The 18,822-nt window shown below is 68.0% G+C and carries 16 protein-coding genes; 10 read left to right on the top strand and 6 right to left on the bottom strand.

Going from position 1 to position 18,822, the window contains the following annotated elements:
- Positions 1-164 precede the first annotated feature (164 nt).
- The 8 genes from KOR34_RS16930 to KOR34_RS16895 all read left to right on the top strand — a co-directional run bounded on the left by KOR34_RS16930 (position 165) and on the right by KOR34_RS16895 (position 11,076).
- Positions 165-923 carry an ABC transporter ATP-binding protein gene (locus tag KOR34_RS16930; RefSeq protein ID WP_228714675.1) on the top strand — a complete coding sequence of 253 codons (759 nt, stop codon included), beginning with the start codon at positions 165-167 and terminating at the stop codon, positions 921-923.
- A gap of 92 nt (positions 924-1,015) precedes the next feature.
- The gene (locus KOR34_RS16925) at positions 1,016-3,823 is read left to right on the top strand and encodes a Gldg family protein (RefSeq protein WP_146566360.1); all 2,808 of its coding nucleotides are present in this window, start codon (positions 1,016-1,018) and stop codon (positions 3,821-3,823) included.
- Between the two features lie 104 nt (positions 3,824-3,927).
- The gene (locus KOR34_RS16920) at positions 3,928-5,871 is read left to right on the top strand and encodes a DUF4340 domain-containing protein (protein ID WP_146566358.1); all 1,944 of its coding nucleotides are present in this window, start codon (positions 3,928-3,930) and stop codon (positions 5,869-5,871) included.
- 33 nt (positions 5,872-5,904) lie between these two features.
- Entirely contained in the window at positions 5,905-6,399 is a 495-nt protein-coding gene (locus tag KOR34_RS16915; protein ID WP_146566356.1) for an ankyrin repeat domain-containing protein, read from the top strand.
- Positions 6,400-6,525: 126 nt separating this feature from the next.
- Positions 6,526-6,723: a hypothetical protein gene (locus tag KOR34_RS16910; RefSeq protein ID WP_146566354.1), complete on the top strand. Its 198-nt coding sequence runs from the start codon at positions 6,526-6,528 to the stop codon at positions 6,721-6,723.
- A gap of 62 nt (positions 6,724-6,785) precedes the next feature.
- Entirely contained in the window at positions 6,786-7,280 is a 495-nt protein-coding gene (locus tag KOR34_RS16905) for a hypothetical protein (RefSeq protein ID WP_146566352.1), read from the top strand.
- A gap of 162 nt (positions 7,281-7,442) precedes the next feature.
- On the top strand, positions 7,443-7,745 hold the full coding sequence (locus KOR34_RS26765) for a hypothetical protein (RefSeq protein WP_197531514.1): 303 nt from the start codon (positions 7,443-7,445) through the stop codon (positions 7,743-7,745).
- A gap of 718 nt (positions 7,746-8,463) precedes the next feature.
- A complete protein-coding gene (locus tag KOR34_RS16895; RefSeq protein WP_146566350.1) occupies positions 8,464-11,076 on the top strand; it encodes a secretin N-terminal domain-containing protein in 2,613 nt (870 codons plus the stop codon).
- Between the two features lie 16 nt (positions 11,077-11,092).
- Here the strand turns inward: KOR34_RS16895 and KOR34_RS26760 are convergent, their stop codons facing one another.
- The 4 genes from KOR34_RS26760 to KOR34_RS16880 form a co-directional block, all read right to left on the bottom strand.
- The gene (locus KOR34_RS26760) at positions 11,093-11,263 is read right to left on the bottom strand and encodes a hypothetical protein (RefSeq protein ID WP_197531513.1); all 171 of its coding nucleotides are present in this window, start codon (positions 11,261-11,263) and stop codon (positions 11,093-11,095) included.
- Between the two features lie 103 nt (positions 11,264-11,366).
- On the bottom strand, positions 11,367-11,792 hold the full coding sequence (locus KOR34_RS16890) for a hypothetical protein (protein ID WP_146566348.1): 426 nt from the start codon (positions 11,790-11,792) through the stop codon (positions 11,367-11,369).
- A 111-nt stretch (positions 11,793-11,903) separates the two neighbouring features.
- Entirely contained in the window at positions 11,904-13,337 is a 1,434-nt protein-coding gene (locus KOR34_RS16885; RefSeq protein WP_228714674.1) for a BNR-4 repeat-containing protein, read from the bottom strand.
- 190 nt (positions 13,338-13,527) lie between these two features.
- Positions 13,528-14,055, bottom strand: coding sequence for a hypothetical protein (locus KOR34_RS16880; protein ID WP_146566346.1), 528 nt, complete (start codon positions 14,053-14,055; stop codon positions 13,528-13,530).
- Positions 14,056-14,285: 230 nt separating this feature from the next.
- On the opposite strand from KOR34_RS16880, the gene KOR34_RS16875 reads away from it, so the two are divergent.
- Together KOR34_RS16875 and KOR34_RS16870 are read left to right on the top strand one after the other, a co-directional pair.
- Positions 14,286-14,936, top strand: a complete 651-nt coding sequence (locus KOR34_RS16875) for a PEP-CTERM sorting domain-containing protein (RefSeq protein ID WP_197531512.1) — start codon at positions 14,286-14,288, stop codon at positions 14,934-14,936.
- Positions 14,937-15,138: 202 nt separating this feature from the next.
- The gene (locus KOR34_RS16870) at positions 15,139-15,678 is read left to right on the top strand and encodes a helix-turn-helix domain-containing protein (RefSeq protein ID WP_146566342.1); all 540 of its coding nucleotides are present in this window, start codon (positions 15,139-15,141) and stop codon (positions 15,676-15,678) included.
- A gap of 288 nt (positions 15,679-15,966) precedes the next feature.
- Here the strand turns inward: KOR34_RS16870 and KOR34_RS16865 are convergent, their stop codons facing one another.
- Together KOR34_RS16865 and trhO are read right to left on the bottom strand one after the other, a co-directional pair.
- Positions 15,967-16,281: a DUF971 domain-containing protein gene (locus KOR34_RS16865; RefSeq protein ID WP_146566340.1), complete on the bottom strand. Its 315-nt coding sequence runs from the start codon at positions 16,279-16,281 to the stop codon at positions 15,967-15,969.
- Between the two features lie 55 nt (positions 16,282-16,336).
- Entirely contained in the window at positions 16,337-18,187 is a 1,851-nt protein-coding gene (trhO, locus tag KOR34_RS16860; RefSeq protein WP_146566338.1) for an oxygen-dependent tRNA uridine(34) hydroxylase TrhO, read from the bottom strand.
- Positions 18,188-18,822 lie beyond the last annotated feature (635 nt).

Below are 18,822 nucleotides of genomic sequence, written 5' to 3'. Positions count from 1 at the left end.
CGCCGGGAAGCCCCCAGCGGTTCGGCCGGGCGTCCTGCCCGGCCACAGGCGTAGTGAGCATTCCGCTGGCCGCCCGTCCTCTGACGGCGTGTGCCCCGGGCGGCTCGTTGCGCCCCCGCCCACACACGAGACCGACCGAGACCTCCACAGGGAGCTGCCCGTCGATGAGCACGAGCGAGCAAAACGGCTCGGCCGCCGAGCCGATGATCGAGGCCGTTGGCCTGTCTAAGTTCTACGGCGATTTCGCCGCGACACGCGACGTGTCGTTCACGATCAACCGCGGCGAGGTGGCCGCCTTCCTGGGGCCCAACGGCGCCGGCAAGAGCACCACCATGAAGCTGCTGACCGGCTACCTGGCGCCGTCCGCCGGCTCGGCCCGCATCGCCGGGCACGACGTCGCGACCGACCGGCTGACCGCTTCGCGGCGGCTGGGCTACCTGCCCGAGAACGGCCCGCTGTGGCACGAGATGACCCCCCGCGGTCTGCTCAAGTTCATCGGCGAGGCCCGCCAGATGCCCTCCGACCGGCTGCGGCAGCGGACCGAGGAGGTGATCGAGCTGTGCAACCTGCAGGCGGTGCTCGGCAAGCCGGTGGGCAAGCTCTCCAAGGGCTACAAGCAGCGGGTCGGCATGGCGCAGGCGTTGCTGCACGAGCCGGACGTGCTGATCCTCGACGAGCCGACCTCCGGCCTGGACCCCAACCAGATCCGCGACGTGCGGAGCCTGATCCGCAAGCTGGGCGAGACCAAGACCATCCTGCTGAGCACGCACATCCTGCAGGAGGTCGACGCCATGTGCAACCGCGTGGTTTTCATCGACGAGGGCCGGGTCGTGTTCGACGGCGCGCCAGCGGAGATGACGCAGCAGGGCGCCTCGATGGACGAGCGCTTCCACCAGCTCACCGGGGCGAGCGCCGGGGTGTAGGGATCGGCTCCCCGAGCCGATGCTCGGAGCTCCTGACAGCGCCTCCGTCTGCCGCTAACAGCCAATAGCCAACAGCTAACAGCTACCAAGCCATGAACCCGACCGTTATCAAAGCGATCTTCAAACGCGACTTCATCAGCTACTTCTCGAACCCGACGGGCTACGTCTTTATCGGCGTGTTCGTGGTGCTGAGCTCGGTGGCCGCGTTCTGGCCACCGGCGTTCTTCAGCAACAACCTGGCGAACCTCGACCAGCTCAGCGAGTGGATGCCGTTCATCCTGATCATCTTCATCCCGGCGATCACGATGAGCATCTGGGCGGAGGAGCGGCGGCAGGGCACCGACGAGCTGCTGCTGACGCTGCCCGCCAGCGACTTCGACGTGGTGCTTGGCAAGTTCAAGGCGGGCGTGGCGATCTTCCTGGTCGCGCTGCTGTTCTCGATGTTCTCCATCTTCCTGGTGTTCTCCTACGGCCTCGGCTCGCCGGACGTGGGGCAGTTCCTGTGCACCTACCTGGGGTACTTCTTGGTGGGCGTCGCGATGCTGGGCATCGGCATGGTGGCGTCGTTCCTGACCAGCAACCTGACAGTCGGCTTTATCCTGGGCATGCTGTTCAACCTACCGCTGGCGCTGGCCGGGCAGGCGGACGCGTTCATCTCCAACCGCACGGTCGTGCAGGCGATCCGCCAATGGAGCGCGGCCGAGCAGTTCGCGGACTTCTCCCGCGGCGTCGTGACGCTCAGCGGCATCGTGTACTTCGTCAGCATCGCGCTGGTCGCGTTGTACCTCTGCATGGTGCTGATCGGCCGCCGCCACTGGGCCGGCAGCGAGCAGGGCGAGTCGCTCGGGTCGCACTTCTTCCTCCGCACGCTCGCGCTGCTGGTGACCGTCGGCGCCGTCAACATCTTCCTGTCCAACAACAACCTGTTCCGCTTCGACGCCACCGAGGGCGAGATCAACTCGCTGGCGGATAGCAGCCGCACGCTGGTGCGTGAGCTCGGCCGCGACGATGAGGTCAAACCGGTCAAGGTCGACGTGTTCGTCAGCCCCACCGTGCCCGCGGAGTACGCCAAACAGAAACGCGAGCTGCTGAGCACGCTGCAGGAGCTCGAGTCGATCTCCGGCGGCAAGGTCCAGGCCAACATCAACCAGATCGAGGTCTACAGCGAGGAGGCCACCGTGGCCGAGCAGGCCTACGGCATCGAGCCCCGCGAGGTGATCAGCACCGTGCAGGGCGCGCAGTCCCAGGAGGAGATCTTCATGGGCGCCGCGATCACCAGCGGCCTGGACAAGGTGGTTGTGCCGTTCTTCGACCGCGGCGTGCCGGTGGAGTACGAGCTGGTCCGCTCGATCGCGACCGTCGCGCAGCAGGAACGCAAGAAGGTCGGCGTGCTGAAGACCGACGCGCCCCTGATGGGCGGCTTCACCATGCAGGGCCCCACCGAGGAGGCCCTCATCATCACCGAGCTCAAGAAGCAGTACGACCTGGTCGAGATCGACCCGGCCAACCCGATCACCGAGAAGGTCGACGTGCTGCTGGCCGTGCAGCCCAGCTCGCTGAGCCCGGAAGCGATGGTCAACTTCGTCGAGTTCGTCCGCTCCGGCCAGCCGGTGGCGATCTTCGAGGACCCGCTGCCCGGCATGATCGCCGGCGTGCCCGGCACCGCGCAGCCCAAGCAGGCCGGCGGTCCGATGGCGATGTTCGGCGGCGGGCAGCCCGAGCCCAAGGGCGACATCAACCAGTTGTGGGACGTACTCGGCGTGCGGCTCAACGGCGCCGAGCTGGTTTGGCAGGGGTACAACCCCTACCCGGTGTTCGGCGCGTACTGGAACCCCCAGTGGGTGTTCATCGATGGCAACAACGGCGCGCTGCACCCGTTCAGCACCGATGACCCGATCAGCTCCGGGCTGAACCAGCTGCTGTTCTTCTACGCCGGCGGCCTCAGCAACATGGGCCGCGAGGACGTCACTTTCACCAACCTGGCGGTCACCGGTGACCAGACCGGCGTGGTGCCGGCGTCCTCGCCGGGGCCGATCCTGATGAGCGGCGACCTGACCCCCGCCCACCGCCCGACCGGCAAGTCGTACATCCTGGCCGCCCACGTCCGCGGCACCGTGGCCGAGGACGAGGACCTGCAGCTCGAGGAGAGCGTCAGCGACGAGGAGCTGGCCAAGGCCCAGGAGGAGCTGACCGCCGAGTCAGACGCGGCCGACGAGAAGAAAGAAATGAAGGAGCCGGTCAAGTTCAACGCGGTGGTGGTGGCCGACATCGACTGCCTGTCCGACCAGTTCTTCGACCTGCGTCGCGCCGGTGAGGACGACATGGTCGTGAAGTGGCGGATCCAGAACGTGGCGTTCGTGCTCAACGCGCTCGACTCGCTCGCCGGCGACGACCGCTTCATCGAGCTGCGGAAGCGGGCCAAGAACTACCGGACGCTGGAGCAGATCGAGCAGCAGACCGCCGACTACCGCGCGGCCTCGCAGAAGCAACAAGAGAAGTTCCAGGCCGACGCGAAGGCCCAGATCGAGGAGGCCGGGCGGAGCTTCGAGAAGGCGATCGCGACCATCGAGTCCCGCACGGACCTCTCGCCGATCGAGAAGCAGCTGCTGCTCGAGGAGACCCGCATCCGCGAGTCCCGCAAACGCGACGTCAAGATCAAGCGGCTGGAGGACGAACGCGACACGCAGGTCCGCCAGAACGAGCGCGAGCTGGCGGCCAAGATCCGCGGCGTGCAGGGATCCTACAAGATGGCCGCCGTGCTGGTGCCGCCCATCCTGCCGATCCTGCTGGCCGCCTGGGTGTTCTTCCACCGCCGGCAGCAGGAGAAGGAGGGCGTGGCCCAGAGCCGCCTGCGTTACGGGAGCAAGGAAGGCAAGAAAGAGGGCCCCACGGCCGCCTGACGCAAATCCCACCGGCGCCCGCGGGCGACACAGCCACCACAGTTCACAGAAGTTCGAACCTGATTGACCGCCAAAGCGGCCGCTGACGAACCACTGAAGAAGCCATGAACGAATCGAGCAAGACCGTCACCTTCCTGGCCGTCGCCGCGGCGGCCTGCCTTGCGGCCTACCTGAGCGTGCCCAAGTCGGCCGAGTTCAACGCCGACGACGAGGTCGGGCGTCAGCTCACCAAGGCCTTCGATGTCGACAAGGCGGACCGGATGAAGATCACCCGCTTCGACGAGGACGCCGCCAGCCTCAGCAAGTTTGAAGTCGCCCGCGATGGCAACTTGTGGACTATCCCGTCCAAGGGTGGCTACCCCGCCGACGCGCAGACCCAGATGGCCGAGGCCCGCACCGGCGTGCTGGACCGCGAGATCCTGCGGGTCGTGACCGGTAACCCGGCCGAGCACGCCACGTACGGCGTGGTGGACCCCGAGTCGCCCAAGCTGGACGCCGGCCAGACCGGCGTGGGGACCCGGGTCACCGTGACCGGCGAGGAGGACGGCCCGCTGGTCGACCTGATCATCGGCCACGAGGTCAAGGACTCGGACGGCAACCACTTCGTCCGCCGCGCCAACCAGGACTTTGTCTACGTGGTGAAGATCAACCCGGAGGACTTCTCCACCACGTTCGAGGACTGGATCGAGGACGACCTGCTCAAGATCAGCCCCTGGGACATCGCCCAGGTTGAGATCAACGACTACTCGGCCGAGATGTACCTGAGCCAGCAGGGGGGCCTGGGCGTCGAGACCGACTACCGCACCGACATGACCCTCCGCTACGACGACAGCGACTCGAAGTGGGCGCCGGTCACCCTCAAGCAGGCCACCAACCCCCGCCGCGGCGTGTTCGAGGAGTTCACCCTTGGCGAGGACCAGGAACTGAACGCCGACAAGCTGGGCGACCTCAAGAACGCGCTGGACGACCTGCGGATCGTCGACGTCGCGAAGAAGCCCGCCGGCCTGTCGAAGGACCTCAAGGCCGGCGAAGATTTCATGCGCGACAACGAGGCGCTGCTGAGCCTCATCCAGCGCGGCTTCGCCCCCGTGGGCACGCAGTCCGGCGCGTCCGACCTGCTGGCCAGCTCGGGCGAGGTGATCTGCACCATGAAGGACGGCGTCGAGTACGTGCTCCGCTTCGGCAACCCCCAGGTCGAAACCGGCGCGGCCCCCGCCGAGGGCGACGCCGAGCGTGAGGCCGTCAACCGCTACCTGTTCGTCATGGCCCGCTTCAACGAGGACGCCATCGCCAAGCCCGAGCTGGAGGACCTGCCCGAGCTCCCCGAGACCGTCCAGGAAGCGGAGGCCCAGGAGGAGTCCGGCGACCCGACCGACGACGCCGAGGGCGACGTCGAGCAGCAGCCCGAAGAGCCCTCCGAGGAAAGCGAGGGCAACGACGACGGCGGTGAGGAAGCCGACGCCGAGCCGGACGCGTCGACCGAGGAGCTGACCGCAGAGCGGAAGGAGATCGAGCAACGCAACCAGCGCAAGCTGGACGAGTACGCCGACAAGGTCGCCGAGGGCAAGCAGAAGGTCTCGGACCTGAACGCCCGCTTCGGTGACTGGTACTACGTGATCTCGAACGACGTCTTCAAGAAGATCCACCTCAGTCGCGACGACGTGATCAAGCAGAAGGACGCCGACGAAGACGACGGCGGCGAGTCGGACGCCAGCCCCCTCGGCACCGCGGGTTCGGCCATCCCCGGGATGCCCAACTTCGGCGGCCTCGGCGCTCCGCCCGCCGACCAGCCCGCTGCCTCCGATGAGCCGACAGGCGAAGAGGCGACAACCGATGAGCCGACAGGCGAAGAGGCGACAACCGATGAGCCGACAGGCGAAGAGGCGACAACCGATGAGCCGACAGGCGAAGAGGCGACAACCGGCGAGCCGACAGGCGAAGAGGCTTCGAGCGACGAGCCTGCAGCCAGCGAGCCGGCAAGCGAACAACCCGCAGCCGACGGGTCAACTGCCGACGAGTCAGCAGGCGAAGAGCAGCCTCAGGGCTAGTGCTCCCTCCGCGGCACCCCTAGGCGGCATCCCATGAACGAGCTGCAAGAGGCCGCGTTTGAGCTCCGGATCGCCGACCTAAAGCGGCTGATCGCCGCCGGGCACGATGCCGCCGGCGGGCTGCTCGCGGCGAGCTCCGCGTATGATCCCGACCCTTCCGCGCAGCGGGAGGCCATCAGGCTGCTGATCGGCGCCGGCGTTCCGGTGAACGAGGCCGACAAGAACGGCGTGACGCCGCTGCACCGCGCGGTCCGGTTCCGGTCGCCGGCTGCCGCGGAGGAACTCATCACCCATGGCGCGGACGTGAACGCCGCTGATAAACGGAGCCGCGCCACGCCGCTGCACCGCACCGCCGTCAGCTCCGGAGCGCCGGCCACCGCCGGCAAGACCGACGCCGCGATCCGGCTGGCAGAGCTGCTCCTCGCCCACGGCGCCGACCCCCAGGCGACCAACAAGAGCGGCCAGACGCCGGGGGACCTCGCCCGGGACCAGCAGCTGCGGGCCGTGCTCCGGGCTGAGCGGGCGTAGCGGCCCGCCTCGACCCGGTAGAAACGCGCGCTGGCGCCCGCCCGGACGGGTGGTAGAATGGGGGCGTCTTCTCTGATTGGCTTCCGCGGCACGTGCTCCTCTCTTCTCATTTAGGAGTCCCCGGTAATGCAGCTTAAGCACACCGTTGTCTGGATCCTTGCGCTATCGTTGTTGTTCGCCACGGCGATCGTCGTCCTCGACCGGCTAACGGAAGGGACGCCGTGGAACCAGACCGTCACGTACCTGATGGTCGCCGTGTGGTTTGTGCCGATCAGCGTGCTGGCCTCGCGAGCGCAGCAGGCTGAACGGACGCAGCGGTCCTGACGCCCGTCAGAGTCGCAGCAACGGGCGCGCCGCGGTTCGTATCCTTGATTGGAGGTCGCGCAGTGAATCGACGAACGCTACTCGCAGCGGCGGGTCTCGCGGTAGGCGGCAACGCCGTGCACGGCGCGCCCGCTAAGGACACCGGACCGCCGCGGGCGATGCCGGGCATGTTCGATGTGGAGCTCGACAAAGAGTTCTCGCTGTCGATGCAATCGTCGCCGGTGGTGCAGGGCGGCGCCAGGTTCAGCCTGGTCAGCCTCGGCAAGTGCCGGCTGACCCTCGACGCCGACAGCCGTTTGCGGGCGAAGGTCCACGCCGCGGTTGTGCAGTACAGCGAGGTCGACTACTGGATCTCGTTGGCCGTTTACAACGAGCAGCAAGAGCTGCTCGGCGCCGCGGTGCACAAGGAAGCGATCCGCTACATCCGCCTGGGCGCTACCCCGACCATGCTGCCGGAGCTGGAGTTCGACTTCGGAGTGTCAAACAGGTTCAATGCCGTGTCGCGGATCGCGGCAGCCATCAGCGAGCGGGATGTCCCCGAGCCGGGGCAAGATTGACAACCCTGCGACGAATACGCGGTCAGACCAACACAACGCCCGTCATGGGGCGTTGGGATACCTTCGCCGACCCGCGTCGTCGCGTTCGCGGAGGACGGGAGGCGCACTGAACGCCGCGTCCGTGGGGCCGGCGTCACTAACCCTTACACGAAGGAGTTTCTGATGGGTGTGATCGGTTCGTTACTGATGGGCGTGGGGGCGATTGTGGCCATCGTGGGCGGCATCTGGGTGCTGGTCGTGGCCTTCCAGGAGAGCATCGTCTGGGGGCTGCTGAGCCTGTTCATCCCGTTTGCCGCGCTGGTGTTTGTCATCATGCACTGGAACAAGGCGGCCAAGCCGTTTCTGATTAACGTAGCGGGCGCCGTCCTGATGTTTGTCGGGGCGTTGATCGCCGGCCCGTCTCCGGACCTCGGGCCGCCCGCGGTCGGCGTGCACACCGCCGCGCCACAAGTTCTGCCTTGCTAGGCCTGCGGCTTGGGGCAACTCGCTTAGAGGACGAGTACCTTCTTCTCACAACAGCGGCCGCGGCCGGCGTGCTAACGTCGGTCGCGGCCGCTTCTTGCTTAACACGCCACGTCGGGCAGAATCTGGACGCGGGTGGGGGCTAGAGCAAGCAGTCGCCGAAATTGGCGCCGACGCGGTGGCCTCCGCACGGACGATGGGTTGTTCGCCACCTACCAGACGCCATCGGGCGAACGCGCATGCTGCGGCGCCGATCCCACAGTCTGGCGGGACTGGGCTAGCTGATCTGGCAGGGAACGGCTTACCGGCAGAAACCTACCAGCAGCACGACACCTGCCGCCCGGCTCGGGGTTGTATCAACTGGGGCGAAGCTTTGCGCCGAGGTGTTGTCTAGGCGATGATCGCCTAATCCGTCACGCGTCGCGCGGCCAACGCGGTGCGATTGAGACCACTAATGCTGCTGCCCGTTCCAGATGTTGCTTCAACGGCGCTTTCTCATGATTAACGCGCAGTGCTCTCACGGGCCAGCGCATCAATCAGTAAGTCGATTGGTCACGGGCCTGCAGGGCTGCTACAGTGGTGGGGACCGAAAACGCGGCGCTGGCCTTTGGCGCTGTTTTTGATTCCCGCCCGCCGCCTCTGCCGGCGCCCTCGCTGAGAGCCGCGATCCTCCCCGGATCGCACTAACCAACTCGCAGCGGCTAATCCCACAGGTAGATCCATGGATCGCGATTCTCATCGGTGGCGTAACCTCCTGCTAACGACCCTCCTCACCGCAACGCCCGCCTGGGCCAACAACCCCGCGGCGACGCCAGACGCCGGCGCCGCCGAACCGCCGGCGGCAACGGCGGCGCCGGGCGCGCCGATCCAGTTCAGCTTCTCGGGCGCCGAGTGGCCGACCGTGCTGGAGTGGATGGCCGAGAACGCGGGCCTGTCGCTCGACCTGACCGACGTGCCGCCCGGCACCTTCAGCTACATTGACGATCAGCGGCACACGGTGCCGGGGGCGCTGGATGTGCTGAACGGCTACCTGCTACCGCGCGGCTACGTGCTGCTGCGGCGCGACCAGTTCCTGGTGGCGATGAAGACCGACAACCCTGTGCTCGCGAACCTGATCCCGACCGTGCCGGCGTCCACGCTGTCCGAGTACGGCGACAACGAGCTGCTGCGGATCGTCGTGCCGGTGAAGGGCTTCCAGCCGCAGGAGGTGGCGGAGCAGATGCTGCAGCTGCTCGGCCCACGCGGCATGGCGGCGCCGCTCGACTCGTCGGGCGCGATGGTGCTGCAGGGCTTCGGCAAGAGTCTCCGCGAGGCGGTGGAGCTGCTGGCCTCGGCCGAGCCGCCCCCGGCGGACGACGAGCTGATCTTCCGCTCGTTCGCGCTGAACAACGTGGCGGCGTCGGACGCCGAACGCCAGATCCAGAACCTGTTCGGGCTCGGCACCAACCCGTTCCAGGCCGCCATGCAGCGCCGCGCACAGTGGCAGCAGCAGCGGCGGGGCCGCGGCCGTGACGACCGCGGCGGCGTCGATCAGGGCAACCAGCCCGCCTCGCCGACGCCGCTCGTGCAGGAGATGGCGATGAACATGAAGGTGTCGGCGCTCCGGCACACCAACAGCCTGCTGGTCACGGCGACCCCCGCCGCGATCAAACTCGTCGAGAGCATCCTCGAAACGATCGACGTCCCCTCGCCCGACGGCCGCGCGTCCGCCTTCACCAGCAACACGCCCGAGCTCCGCGTCTACACCGTCGAGAACGCCGACGAGGACGACGTCGCGGAGACCGTCGACTCGGTCATCCCGGGCGTGGTGATCAACGAGGACGGCCGCAACAACAGCATCCACGTGCTCGCCACGCCGGCCGAGCACGCCGAGATCGAGCAGCTGATCACCACCATCGACTCGGGCGGCATGGGCGCCGGCGTCGAGGTGATCCCGCTCTCGCAGTCCGACCCGCAGATGATGAGCGAGCTGCTGGCGCAGCTGTTCGACAACGAGGACCGGGACGACCGCCCGGTGATCACGCCCAACTTCCGGAACCGCTCGCTGATCGTGCGCGGCTCGTCCGCGCAGGTGGCGGAGATGAGGAAGGCGTTGACCTCGTTCCAGGAGGGCGAGGGGCTTGCCCTCGGCGGCGACAGCAGCCGCTTCCGCCGCCTGCCGCTGTCCGGCAGCGGCGAGGCCGAGCGGGTCGCCCGGGTGGTGAAGGAGCTGCTCGAGGCCGACGACGAGTTCGACAATCAGATCCGCGTGGTGGCCCCCGGCGGCGGCAATGGCGAACAGTCGCACGCGAGCGACGACCTCCGCCGCGCGCCGGTCGACACGGCCAAGCGGCGCTCCGAACACGGCGCCTCGGCGACGATCAAGTCGATAGCCTACGAGACGGACGCGCAGGGGCGGGTTGTGTTCGCCGTTGCGAAGCAGCCGGCCGCGAGCCCTGCCGCGCCCGCCGCCGATCAGCAGGCCAGCGAGAACCCTGACGCGAATGGCGAGCGGGTCACCATCGAGGTCCGCGGCGACGAGCTGCTGATGTACTCCAACGACGGCGTCGCGCTCGACCAGGTCGAGAACACCATCCGCGAGCTCGTCCGCCAGATGCCCGCCCGCAAGCGGTGGACCGTGTTCTTCCTCCGCGCCGCCCCGGCGGAGACTACCGCCCAGACGCTGGTCGAGCTGCTCCGCGGCGACGCCTACTCCGACGTCATCGTCGGCTCGGGCCCCGACTACGGCTTCTCCAGCTCCGAGACCCAGACCATGCGGATCGTGCCCGACGCCCGCACCAACTCGCTCTTTGTGAGCGGGCCAGAGGAACGCGTCGCGCGGGCGGAGCGGTTCCTCAAGTTCCTCGACACGACCGAGCTGCCCGAGTCGCTCCGCGACCGCGTGCCCCGCTCGATCCAGGTCGAGCACGCCGACGCCAACGATGTCGCGCAGATCATCCGCGAGCTGTACAAGGACTTCATGGTGGACCCGGCCGCGGAGGCCCGCGCCGCCCGCCGCGACGACCGGCGGGGCGACCAGCGGCGGGCGTCGGTGTCCGCCACGCAGTCGCAGTCACCCGGCCTGCGGCCGCTCGGCATCCAGCTTACGCTGGCCGTCGACGAGGCCGCCAACACGCTGCTGGTCTCGTGCAACGACCAGCTCTTCCAGCAGATCAGCGAGCTTGTCGACGAGCGGGACACGGCCGCCCAGAAGTCGCAGCCGGTGGTGCGCGTGCTGCAGATGTCGCCCGGCACGGCCGAGAGCATCCGCGCGGCGCTCGACGGCCTGGCCCAGCCAAGCGACGCCGAGCCGACACGCGACGACCGCCGCCGGCGAGAACGCTCCCGCCGCTAGGCGGGCGCAGGCGGCGTCAGTTTTGTTTCGTAGAGGCGGTGGCCATCCCGGCGCCGATCGCCACTCCCAACGCTACCCCAATGGCGATGTTGCCCATCGCCGCCCCCAACCCCGCGCCGATCGCGACGCCTGCAGCGAGCCAGGTGGGGTTGAATCCGTTGGACTTTTCAGGGGAGGCTCCGCTCATCGCTCTCTCCTCGTCGGTCCTGTCCGTTGCTCCGCGGCGGCCATGGTCGGCTCCGCTAGGTGGTTAGCAGGTATTCGACCCGCACAAGCGAGTCTTGCCACGGCTACCCCACGACGTAGCGGAATAGCTGGTCCGGCGGTGCGTTGTGGGGGATCGACAGGCTGACCCGCAGGTCCCACAGGATCGCTTCGGCCGGGTGCTCGCCGATGAGGGAGTCGGCGGGCCGCTTCTCCAACTCGGCGATCAGCGCCTTGAGTGTCGCCACGCCGTCTTCCAGCGGCGACCACTTCTCGTCGATCTCGTCAGGGTCGAGGCCAAACTCCTCCATCTCCTCTTCGTCGAGGTCTTCGGCCAGGAAGTTCTCGATCGGCTCGACGCCCGCCGCCTCGCAGATCGCGTTGAGCTCGTCGATACCGCGGCACTGCCCCAGGTTCTGCCCGTAGACAAAGCCCTGGTTGTCCGGGTCGAACTCCGGGGGGAGGGGCTGGTGGCCCGACTCGTCTAGCTCGATCATCGCGTACATCGACATGGCGCGTCCCTTCGTAGAAAACAGAGCGGTGACGGCGGGGCGCCGCTGGTGCGAGCATACCGAACCGACCGGCGGCGGGGCAACTCTTGCGGCGCATGGCCGGCCTCGTCGCTATGGGCGCGCGTCAGCGGGCGGGGCCGTCACCGGTTGTGGGCGGGCCCAAGCGCTATCCATGGTTGTCGGCAGCCGGAACACCTCGCCCGCCTGCGTGCAGAAGTAGAGCCGCGACTCCGACGGCTGGCGTCCGTGACCGTCGGCCCACAGGGCGTAGAAGTCGGCCGCCGCGTCCACCGGCCGCCGCACGTAGCCGTGGTTGTGCTCCGACCCATCGGTAAGGCGCCGCTCGAGCCGCCACGCCTGGCCGCCGTCGGTGCTGACGTGCATGGCGATCTCACCGCCCGGGTTGTACGCCTGCGGCCCGGGCAGCGTCGGGGCAATCACCCGCAGGCGGCCGTCTTCCAGGTAGAGCGAGCCCATGTCGTAGTTGTTGTCCGACCGCGCCACCACGCTCCGCCGCCAGGCGTCGCCGGTCCAGCGGAACAGCTCCCAGGTGCGCGGGTCGTTGGTGGGCCCGGGCGCGTGCCCCCCGCTGGTGACCACCAGGATCAGCGGCCGGCCGGCGCCGTCCAGCCGGATATCCTTCAGGTAGACGTTCCGGCCCTCGCTTGCGAAGTCGTGCACCAGGCAGGGCGAGTTGGGCGAGGTGACGGGCGTGTCGACCGGCTGGCCATCGGCTGTCTGCCAGCTGTGGCCCGAGTCGGGCGTCTGCAGGTAGTAGAGGTTGGTGCGGCTGTCGAGGCCGCCGCTCCGCGGGTGGTAGTTGAAGGCCGCCGCGAGCAGCCCGTCCCGGGCCGCGGAGATCTGGTAGTGCCCCTTCTCGATCGCCGCCAGTCGGGTCCACGCCGACCAGCGGCGGCCGTCCTCGCTGGTCATGAACATGCTGGTTCGGTCGGCCGGGTCCTGGTAGTGCGTGAAGAACGCGGCGAAGCCGCCCGCCGGGCGCCGCCAGGCCTGCACGTAGGAGAAGTTGTCGAGCGGGGTCTCGCCGCCGGCCCCACCGTAAACGGCGTCGATCCGCTCGAACCGGTCGATGGCGTGCGGCTCGACGCTCTTGTGGATAAACGACGGTCGGCCGCGCCCGTGCGAGGTGGAGAACACCCATAGGTGGCCTTCGTCGTCGACCGACAGGACCGGGTTGTCGTGCGCGTCGCCGGTCTGCTTGTCGAGCAGCAGCCGCGGCCGCGCGACGAGGCCCGTCTGGTGGTCGTAGCAGCCCACCATGTGCACCAGCCGGTCGGTGGTCCCGCTCGCCGCCCCGCCGTACACAAAGAACGTCTTGCCGACCTCCGCCCGGTGCACGGCGAATGGGGCGTGCTTGGCGCAGTACGTGCCCAGGCCGCCGGAGTACTTGTAGCGGTACTCATCGCCGGTGCGGCCAACGCTGTACCAGATGCCGCGGTAGCCATTGGCCGGCGCGGCGTCGACAACCTCCGTGGCGATGACCGCGGTGGGGAACGCTCCACCGGCCGACACGAGCAGAATCATGAACGCAACACACCGTTTCAGCGTGGCGGGACAATGAGCGGTTATCGGCATAGCAACTCCGGGAGGGCAGGGGAGGGCTATGCGTTGTAACCCGGACGACCGGCCCGTTGCAAAGCGTTTCGCGTTTGCAAGGGAAACCGACGCAAAGCGCAGAACGCACGGGGCGCGCGCAACGGTGATCGTCGGCCGCCTAGTAGCTGATGATCGTGTAGGACCACCCAGGAACGTTGAAGCCGATCCCGCGGTCGACCTCCCAGAAGTCGGCGCCGGCGGGCATCCACCAGCCGAGGTACGCGACGCATGCCTCCCTGAGCCGCGGCGGGGCGAACACCACGTTGGTGGCGATGGGGCCGTACACGTGATGGAACAGCCTGGCGGCCGCTGGCGGAGGAGGGTGATAGAACGCCATCGCCCAGCACGCCGGCCCGAACGACAGGTACAGCAGCCCAATCGATAGCAGCACCGCCAGTGCTCCGATCAGCGCCCGGCGGGCCCACCGTTGGCGCCGCGGCGCGATCCATACGGCGGCGCCCAGCGCTGTTGTTAGCAGGAATGATCCCGCCAGCACCGCGGGGCCGAGCCACTCGCCATGGCTGGGCCACGCCTGCACCAGCACCACCGCCAGCGCCACCGCCAGCGCCACCGCCGGCGTAAGCAGCAGCAGGGTCCTGGTCGAAAAGCGGATCCGCCCAAACCACGGCATGGGAACAGACTTCATGGGCAAGGTTGGGGGTGAGCAGCTTAGTCGCCCCAGGCAGCCATAGCACGCAGCGGACACGGCGGGGGCATTCCTTGCAGGCGTGTGCAGGGGGAGGGAAGGCGTCTGGGGCTGAGCAACGCCACCGCGGGTTTGGTTAACTTTCTGCACAGATGATTGACGCGAGGCCGGCATCGGATACGCTTGCCCGCATCCTAGGCGGAAGTCTCACCACACCACAGGAAGACCTCATGAAACACTGGATCTGTTTCCCGCTGATGTCGGCGCTGATTGCCGCCGCCTCGGCCTCCGCCCAGACGCCGCTGCCGGTGTCGATCGACGGCGCTGGGACCGCCGATTTCTTGTCGGCCGTGCCGACCGATTTCGCGCCGTTCAACGCGACAGGAATGATTAACTTTCGGGGCGAGAGCCTGCCGTACGAACTGACCTCGGCGGACGTGGGGGGCGTGATGATTACCGACCCCGGCCCCCCGTTGGTGGCCGATTTCAGCAACTCGGTTCCGGTTACCTTCTCCAGCACCGCACCGGGCGATGGCAGCCAGATCTCGCTGAACTACCAGGGCGTCGTGACCCTGACGCCCGTCAGCGCAACCGAGTTCACCGCGGAGTTTGTCGCGGACTTCACGCCGATCGCCGGGACCGGGGCTGGGTTGTTCGACGGCGTTGTCGGCGGTTCGTTCGAGATGACCGCGGTGGTCTCGCAGCCGTTCGTCCCCAAGCTCGATCCCAGCCAGGTCGACGGCTACTCGCTGGACATCCCATTCACGTGGATGACCACCGGCGGGGCCAACGACGTCTTCCAGGTCGTGCCCGAGCCAGCCACGGCGTGGCTGGCCCTGGTGGGCGCGGTCGCAGCGGCCCGCCGCCGTCGCGCGGCTTGATACCTCACCGCTTTCTGAATCCCCAGAATGCCCACGCCCTGCGCGTGCCGCCGGCTCGCGCAGGGCGTTCTCTTAGGGCTGAGGGAGGCGGTGACTGGCCGGCAGAATCCCCCTGTTTTTTTGGTAGAAACCAGGCCACCCGGACCCGTAGAATCAAGGGTTCTGAGGGGTGTTGCGCGGGTTCTACACAGGGGGGTGAGCGATGGCGATGGGGCGACCAAAGAGCCTAGACGATCAGAAGCAGCGGGAGGTTTGCGCGTTGGTTTCGGCCGGCATGTCGCTGCCCAAGGTGGCGATGTACGTCGGCTGCAGCGTGAAGACCATCCGCCGGCTGCGGGACTGCGAGCCAGACTTCGACGAGCGGATGCGGCGGGCCCAGCTGGCCGCCGACCTGAACCCGCTCGAGGCGATGCGCCGCGCGTCGGGGACGCACTGGCGGGCCGCGGCCTGGATGCTGGACCGCCAGGAACGCCGCGGGCAAAGCGGCAAGGACAAACGACGTGACGGGGAGTTTCTGCGGGCGGTGACCGACGCCCACGCCAAGGCCCGGCAACTGGTGCAGCGGGAGGTGATCTGCCCGCTGACGCAGGACCGGCTGCAGCCGGGGCTCGACCTGCTGTTCGCGACCCTGGCGGGCGAAGCGGCCGGCGGGACTTCTGTCCCTATGCCGGGCGCCGAGGGGACAAAAGTCGCCGCTGAGTCGACCACGCAGGACGCGCCGGACACTGCTGTACAAGCGTGAAACGAGTCTTCCGGCTAGCGGTGTGAGTCGACTTTTGTCCCTAAGGATCGATAGCGCCAGAAGGGACAAAAGTCGGTGCGAAAGGGGAAAGAGGAAAGGCGAAAGGGGAAGGCCGCCGACGGGTGACGGCCGTCTGCTGAAGGCGGCTTCGCTAGTGCCGCAGGCAAACCAAGTTGCCCGTAGCCCCCGGCTCCGCCGGGGGATTGCGCACCAACGGACGGGCCGTCCCCCGGCAGAGCCGGGGGCTACGAGTCGGCACTGGGGAGGTGTGAACCTCTCGGGCCGAAGTTACGCGTCGACCGCTTCGCCCAGCTCGCGCAGCAGGTCGAACTGGTAGAGGCCGCTGCCGTGGCCGTCGGAGAACTTGATCGCGTACGCGTAGCCGCCGGCCGAGCGCATGCCCTGGATTGACAGCGGGCGGGCCTCCTCGGGCGAGAGCACCGGCAGCATGTTGGCCGGCGGCGCGGGCGCGCCGTGCTTCTCGCGGCAGGTCGCGCACGGGCAGGCCTTGCGGAGTTCGCCGGCGGTGTACTGGCGGACCTGGCCGTCGGACCAGGTGATCCGCAGGCCGTCGTCGGTGCGTTCTAGGTTGGTGGGTTGCAAGTGGGGTGTGGTGTTTAGTTGGTGGCGGGTAGCTGTTGGTAATCGGCTATCGGCGTTAGCTGCTCACGCGGCCGCCGAGCGGCAGTGAATTGGGGTCGGGGCGCCAGTCGGGGCTGGCCCACTCGGGCGGTTCGGCGGTGAACTCGACCGGCTGCTCGGTCGCCGGGTGCGTGAAGCGGATGGCGGCCGACTGCAGGCACATCGGCGGGTCGTCGGTGTCGAGCGCCTGCTGCTTGGTGACGCGGCCGCCGGTGCGGTAGGTCGGGTCGCCGACGATTGGCAGGCCGAGCGACCACAGGTGCAGGCGGATCTGGTTGGTGCGGCCGGTCAGCGGGCGGACGTCCAGGAGCGTCGTGCCGTCGGCGAACCGCTGGATGACGCGGAAGCGGGTTTCGCTGGCGGCGCCGTCGGCGTCGAGTAGCTTGATGCCGGCGGCGGCCGTTTCCTTGGAGATTGCCGCCGTGCAGCCGAACCGGTCCTTGGCGGGCGAGCCGTGCACGCGGGCCAAGTAGCGTTTCTCGACGAGCCCTTGGCTGAACTGTGGCTGCAGCCGCTGGGCCATCCGCCGCGTGCGGGTCAGCACCGCCACGCCCTGGGTGTTGCTGTCCAGGCGGTGGGCGTTCCGCAGCTGTTGCGGCTGGTACACCTGACCGAGCAGGAACGAGAGCGTGTTGCGGTTGAACCGCCCACAGGGGTGCATCGGCAGCGGCGCCGGCTTGTCGACCACGACGATCGCCTCGTCCTCGTGGAGGATGCGGACGCCGGCGTCCACGTCGGGCTCGACCAGGTTGGGCTGCAGGTGGTCGTACCGCTGGCCGGCCTCGACCCGGCGGCTGGCGTCCACCGTGCGGCCGGCGTACTGCAGGCGGCCGGCGTTGACCTCCGCGGTCCACCACTCGAGCGCGCCCGCCTGGGCGACCGCGGCGAGGAACCGCGGCAGCGGCATGCCGTCGCAGCGGGCGGGCACGTAGATCGGCCGCAGGTTGTCGTAGGGCAGGCTGCCGGGCAGCGGCGTGGCGGCCGCCTGCAGGTCGGCCTGCCGCTGGGCGAGCCGCGCGGCGAGCTCCTCGTCGGCCGGCCGGTAGCAGTGGGGGCAGCTCTCGCTCTTCACGTAGTGGGGCGAACGCTGCTCCTCCTCCGTGAGGATCGCCTGGCAGGCGTAGCACTGGGCGGCGCCGGTCTCGCGGAGCGCGGCGTCAACCGCCACCCGCTGGTCGAACACAAAGCAGTCGCCGCGGTAGTGCGCCTGGCCGACCTCCTCGAAGTACTTGAGGATGCCGCCGTCCAGCTGCAACACATTGCGGAAGCCGCGGCGCGTCAACAGCGGGCCGGCCTTCTCGCAGCGGATGCCGCCGGTGCAGTACATCACCAGCGGCTTCTCGCGCCAGTGGTCAGGGAACCGGTCCACGGCCGCCGGGAACTCGCGGAAGTGGTCGATGTGGGGGACCTCGGCGTGCTCGAACGCGCCGAGCTTCACCTCGTAGTCGTTGCGGGTGTCGAGCAGCGTGAAGTCGCGGCCCTCGTCCAGCCACTGCTTGAGTTCGGCGGGCGAGATCTTGTGGCAGTCCTCCCCGCCGGGCTCTACGCCGTCGACGCCGAACGCGATGATCTCCTGCTTCACCTTGACCAGCATGCGGTTGAACGGCTGGTAGGCGGTGGAGCTGCGTTTGACCTCCAGCGGGCCGATCTCGGGGTGGGACTCGAGCCGCTCGAGCAGCTTTCCCACGGCCGGCTCCTCGCCGGCCACAAACAGGTTGATCCCCTCCGGCGCGAGCAGGATGGTGCCGCGGAGCTTCTGCCGCTGGCAGAACCGGCGCAGGCTGTGCCGCAGCTCCTTGAGGGAGTCGATCCGCGTGAACTTGTACGCGGCAATGTTGAGCACGGCGGGGGAAGCGGACTCGGCCATAAGGCCGATTATAGCGGGGGAGCAAGGGGGCCCCTAGCCGCGGCGACGGTGTGCCGCAGCTGCGCCAATCGCCACACAGAGAAGTGTAGCGGACATGGGTTCCGGCATTGCAGCAAACGAGAGATTGCTGATCTTGAGAGTCCCTGGGATGGGGCTGCCAACTGGACCGTCAGCGCCAATCACGGGGAGGGCGGGACTTGCAATTAACCGAGTCTCAGTAACGCCCGACATCACTTCTTGAAAGGTTGCGTTTCCCGAAAGGTTCACAATCGAGTCTATGCCAATGTCGCCGAGAGGGAAATACATCTCGCCCGACTCCCATTCGCCAGGTGTGAGGGCTGGGCCGAAGAACCAAGATACTGCGTAGGTTGTGTCACCGTTGGAGATTGTTAGGTAGAGGTCAACCTCGGCTGGTCCTGTGTACTGGGGCGAGATTAGCAGCGGCCCCCCTCCGAGGGAATAGTCCCCGACCCACTCAGTTGAGTTTCGAAAGAGAAGGTGGCCTGAAAGGTCGTCGTTGCCAGTGGATGTGTACGCGATGTACTGATCGAGCGGGTGACCGTCCCCGTCGCCGGACTGTACGGATGCCGACCCGGTTGGTGATTCCCAACCATGGGCAAGCCCATCTTCAAAGG

The organism is Posidoniimonas corsicana, assembly GCF_007859765.1.
Classification (GTDB): Bacteria; Planctomycetota; Planctomycetia; order Pirellulales; family Lacipirellulaceae; genus Posidoniimonas; species Posidoniimonas corsicana.
Note: the sequence above shows the minus strand (reverse complement) of the source record. Positions and strands in the feature narration are given on the sequence as shown.

What these genes read in the sequence shown, in the direction of transcription:
- KOR34_RS16930 (WP_228714675.1), top strand. Translation starts at nt 165, where the DNA reads ATGAGCACGAGCGAGCAAAACGGCTCGGCCGCCGAGCCGATGATCGAG.
- KOR34_RS16925 (WP_146566360.1), top strand. Translation starts at nt 1,016, where the DNA reads ATGAACCCGACCGTTATCAAAGCGATCTTCAAACGCGACTTCATCAGC.
- KOR34_RS16920 (WP_146566358.1), top strand. Translation starts at nt 3,928, where the DNA reads ATGAACGAATCGAGCAAGACCGTCACCTTCCTGGCCGTCGCCGCGGCG.
- KOR34_RS16915 (WP_146566356.1), top strand. Translation starts at nt 5,905, where the DNA reads ATGAACGAGCTGCAAGAGGCCGCGTTTGAGCTCCGGATCGCCGACCTA.
- KOR34_RS16910 (WP_146566354.1), top strand. Translation starts at nt 6,526, where the DNA reads ATGCAGCTTAAGCACACCGTTGTCTGGATCCTTGCGCTATCGTTGTTG.
- KOR34_RS26765 (WP_197531514.1), top strand. Translation starts at nt 7,443, where the DNA reads ATGGGTGTGATCGGTTCGTTACTGATGGGCGTGGGGGCGATTGTGGCC.
- KOR34_RS16895 (WP_146566350.1), top strand. Translation starts at nt 8,464, where the DNA reads ATGGATCGCGATTCTCATCGGTGGCGTAACCTCCTGCTAACGACCCTC.
- KOR34_RS26760 (WP_197531513.1), bottom strand. Translation starts at nt 11,263, where the DNA reads ATGAGCGGAGCCTCCCCTGAAAAGTCCAACGGATTCAACCCCACCTGG.
- KOR34_RS16890 (WP_146566348.1), bottom strand. Translation starts at nt 11,792, where the DNA reads ATGTCGATGTACGCGATGATCGAGCTAGACGAGTCGGGCCACCAGCCC.
- KOR34_RS16885 (WP_228714674.1), bottom strand. Translation starts at nt 13,337, where the DNA reads ATGATTCTGCTCGTGTCGGCCGGTGGAGCGTTCCCCACCGCGGTCATC.
- KOR34_RS16880 (WP_146566346.1), bottom strand. Translation starts at nt 14,055, where the DNA reads ATGAAGTCTGTTCCCATGCCGTGGTTTGGGCGGATCCGCTTTTCGACC.
- KOR34_RS16875 (WP_197531512.1), top strand. Translation starts at nt 14,286, where the DNA reads ATGAAACACTGGATCTGTTTCCCGCTGATGTCGGCGCTGATTGCCGCC.
- KOR34_RS16870 (WP_146566342.1), top strand. Translation starts at nt 15,139, where the DNA reads ATGGCGATGGGGCGACCAAAGAGCCTAGACGATCAGAAGCAGCGGGAG.
- trhO (WP_146566338.1), bottom strand. Translation starts at nt 18,187, where the DNA reads ATGGCCGAGTCCGCTTCCCCCGCCGTGCTCAACATTGCCGCGTACAAG.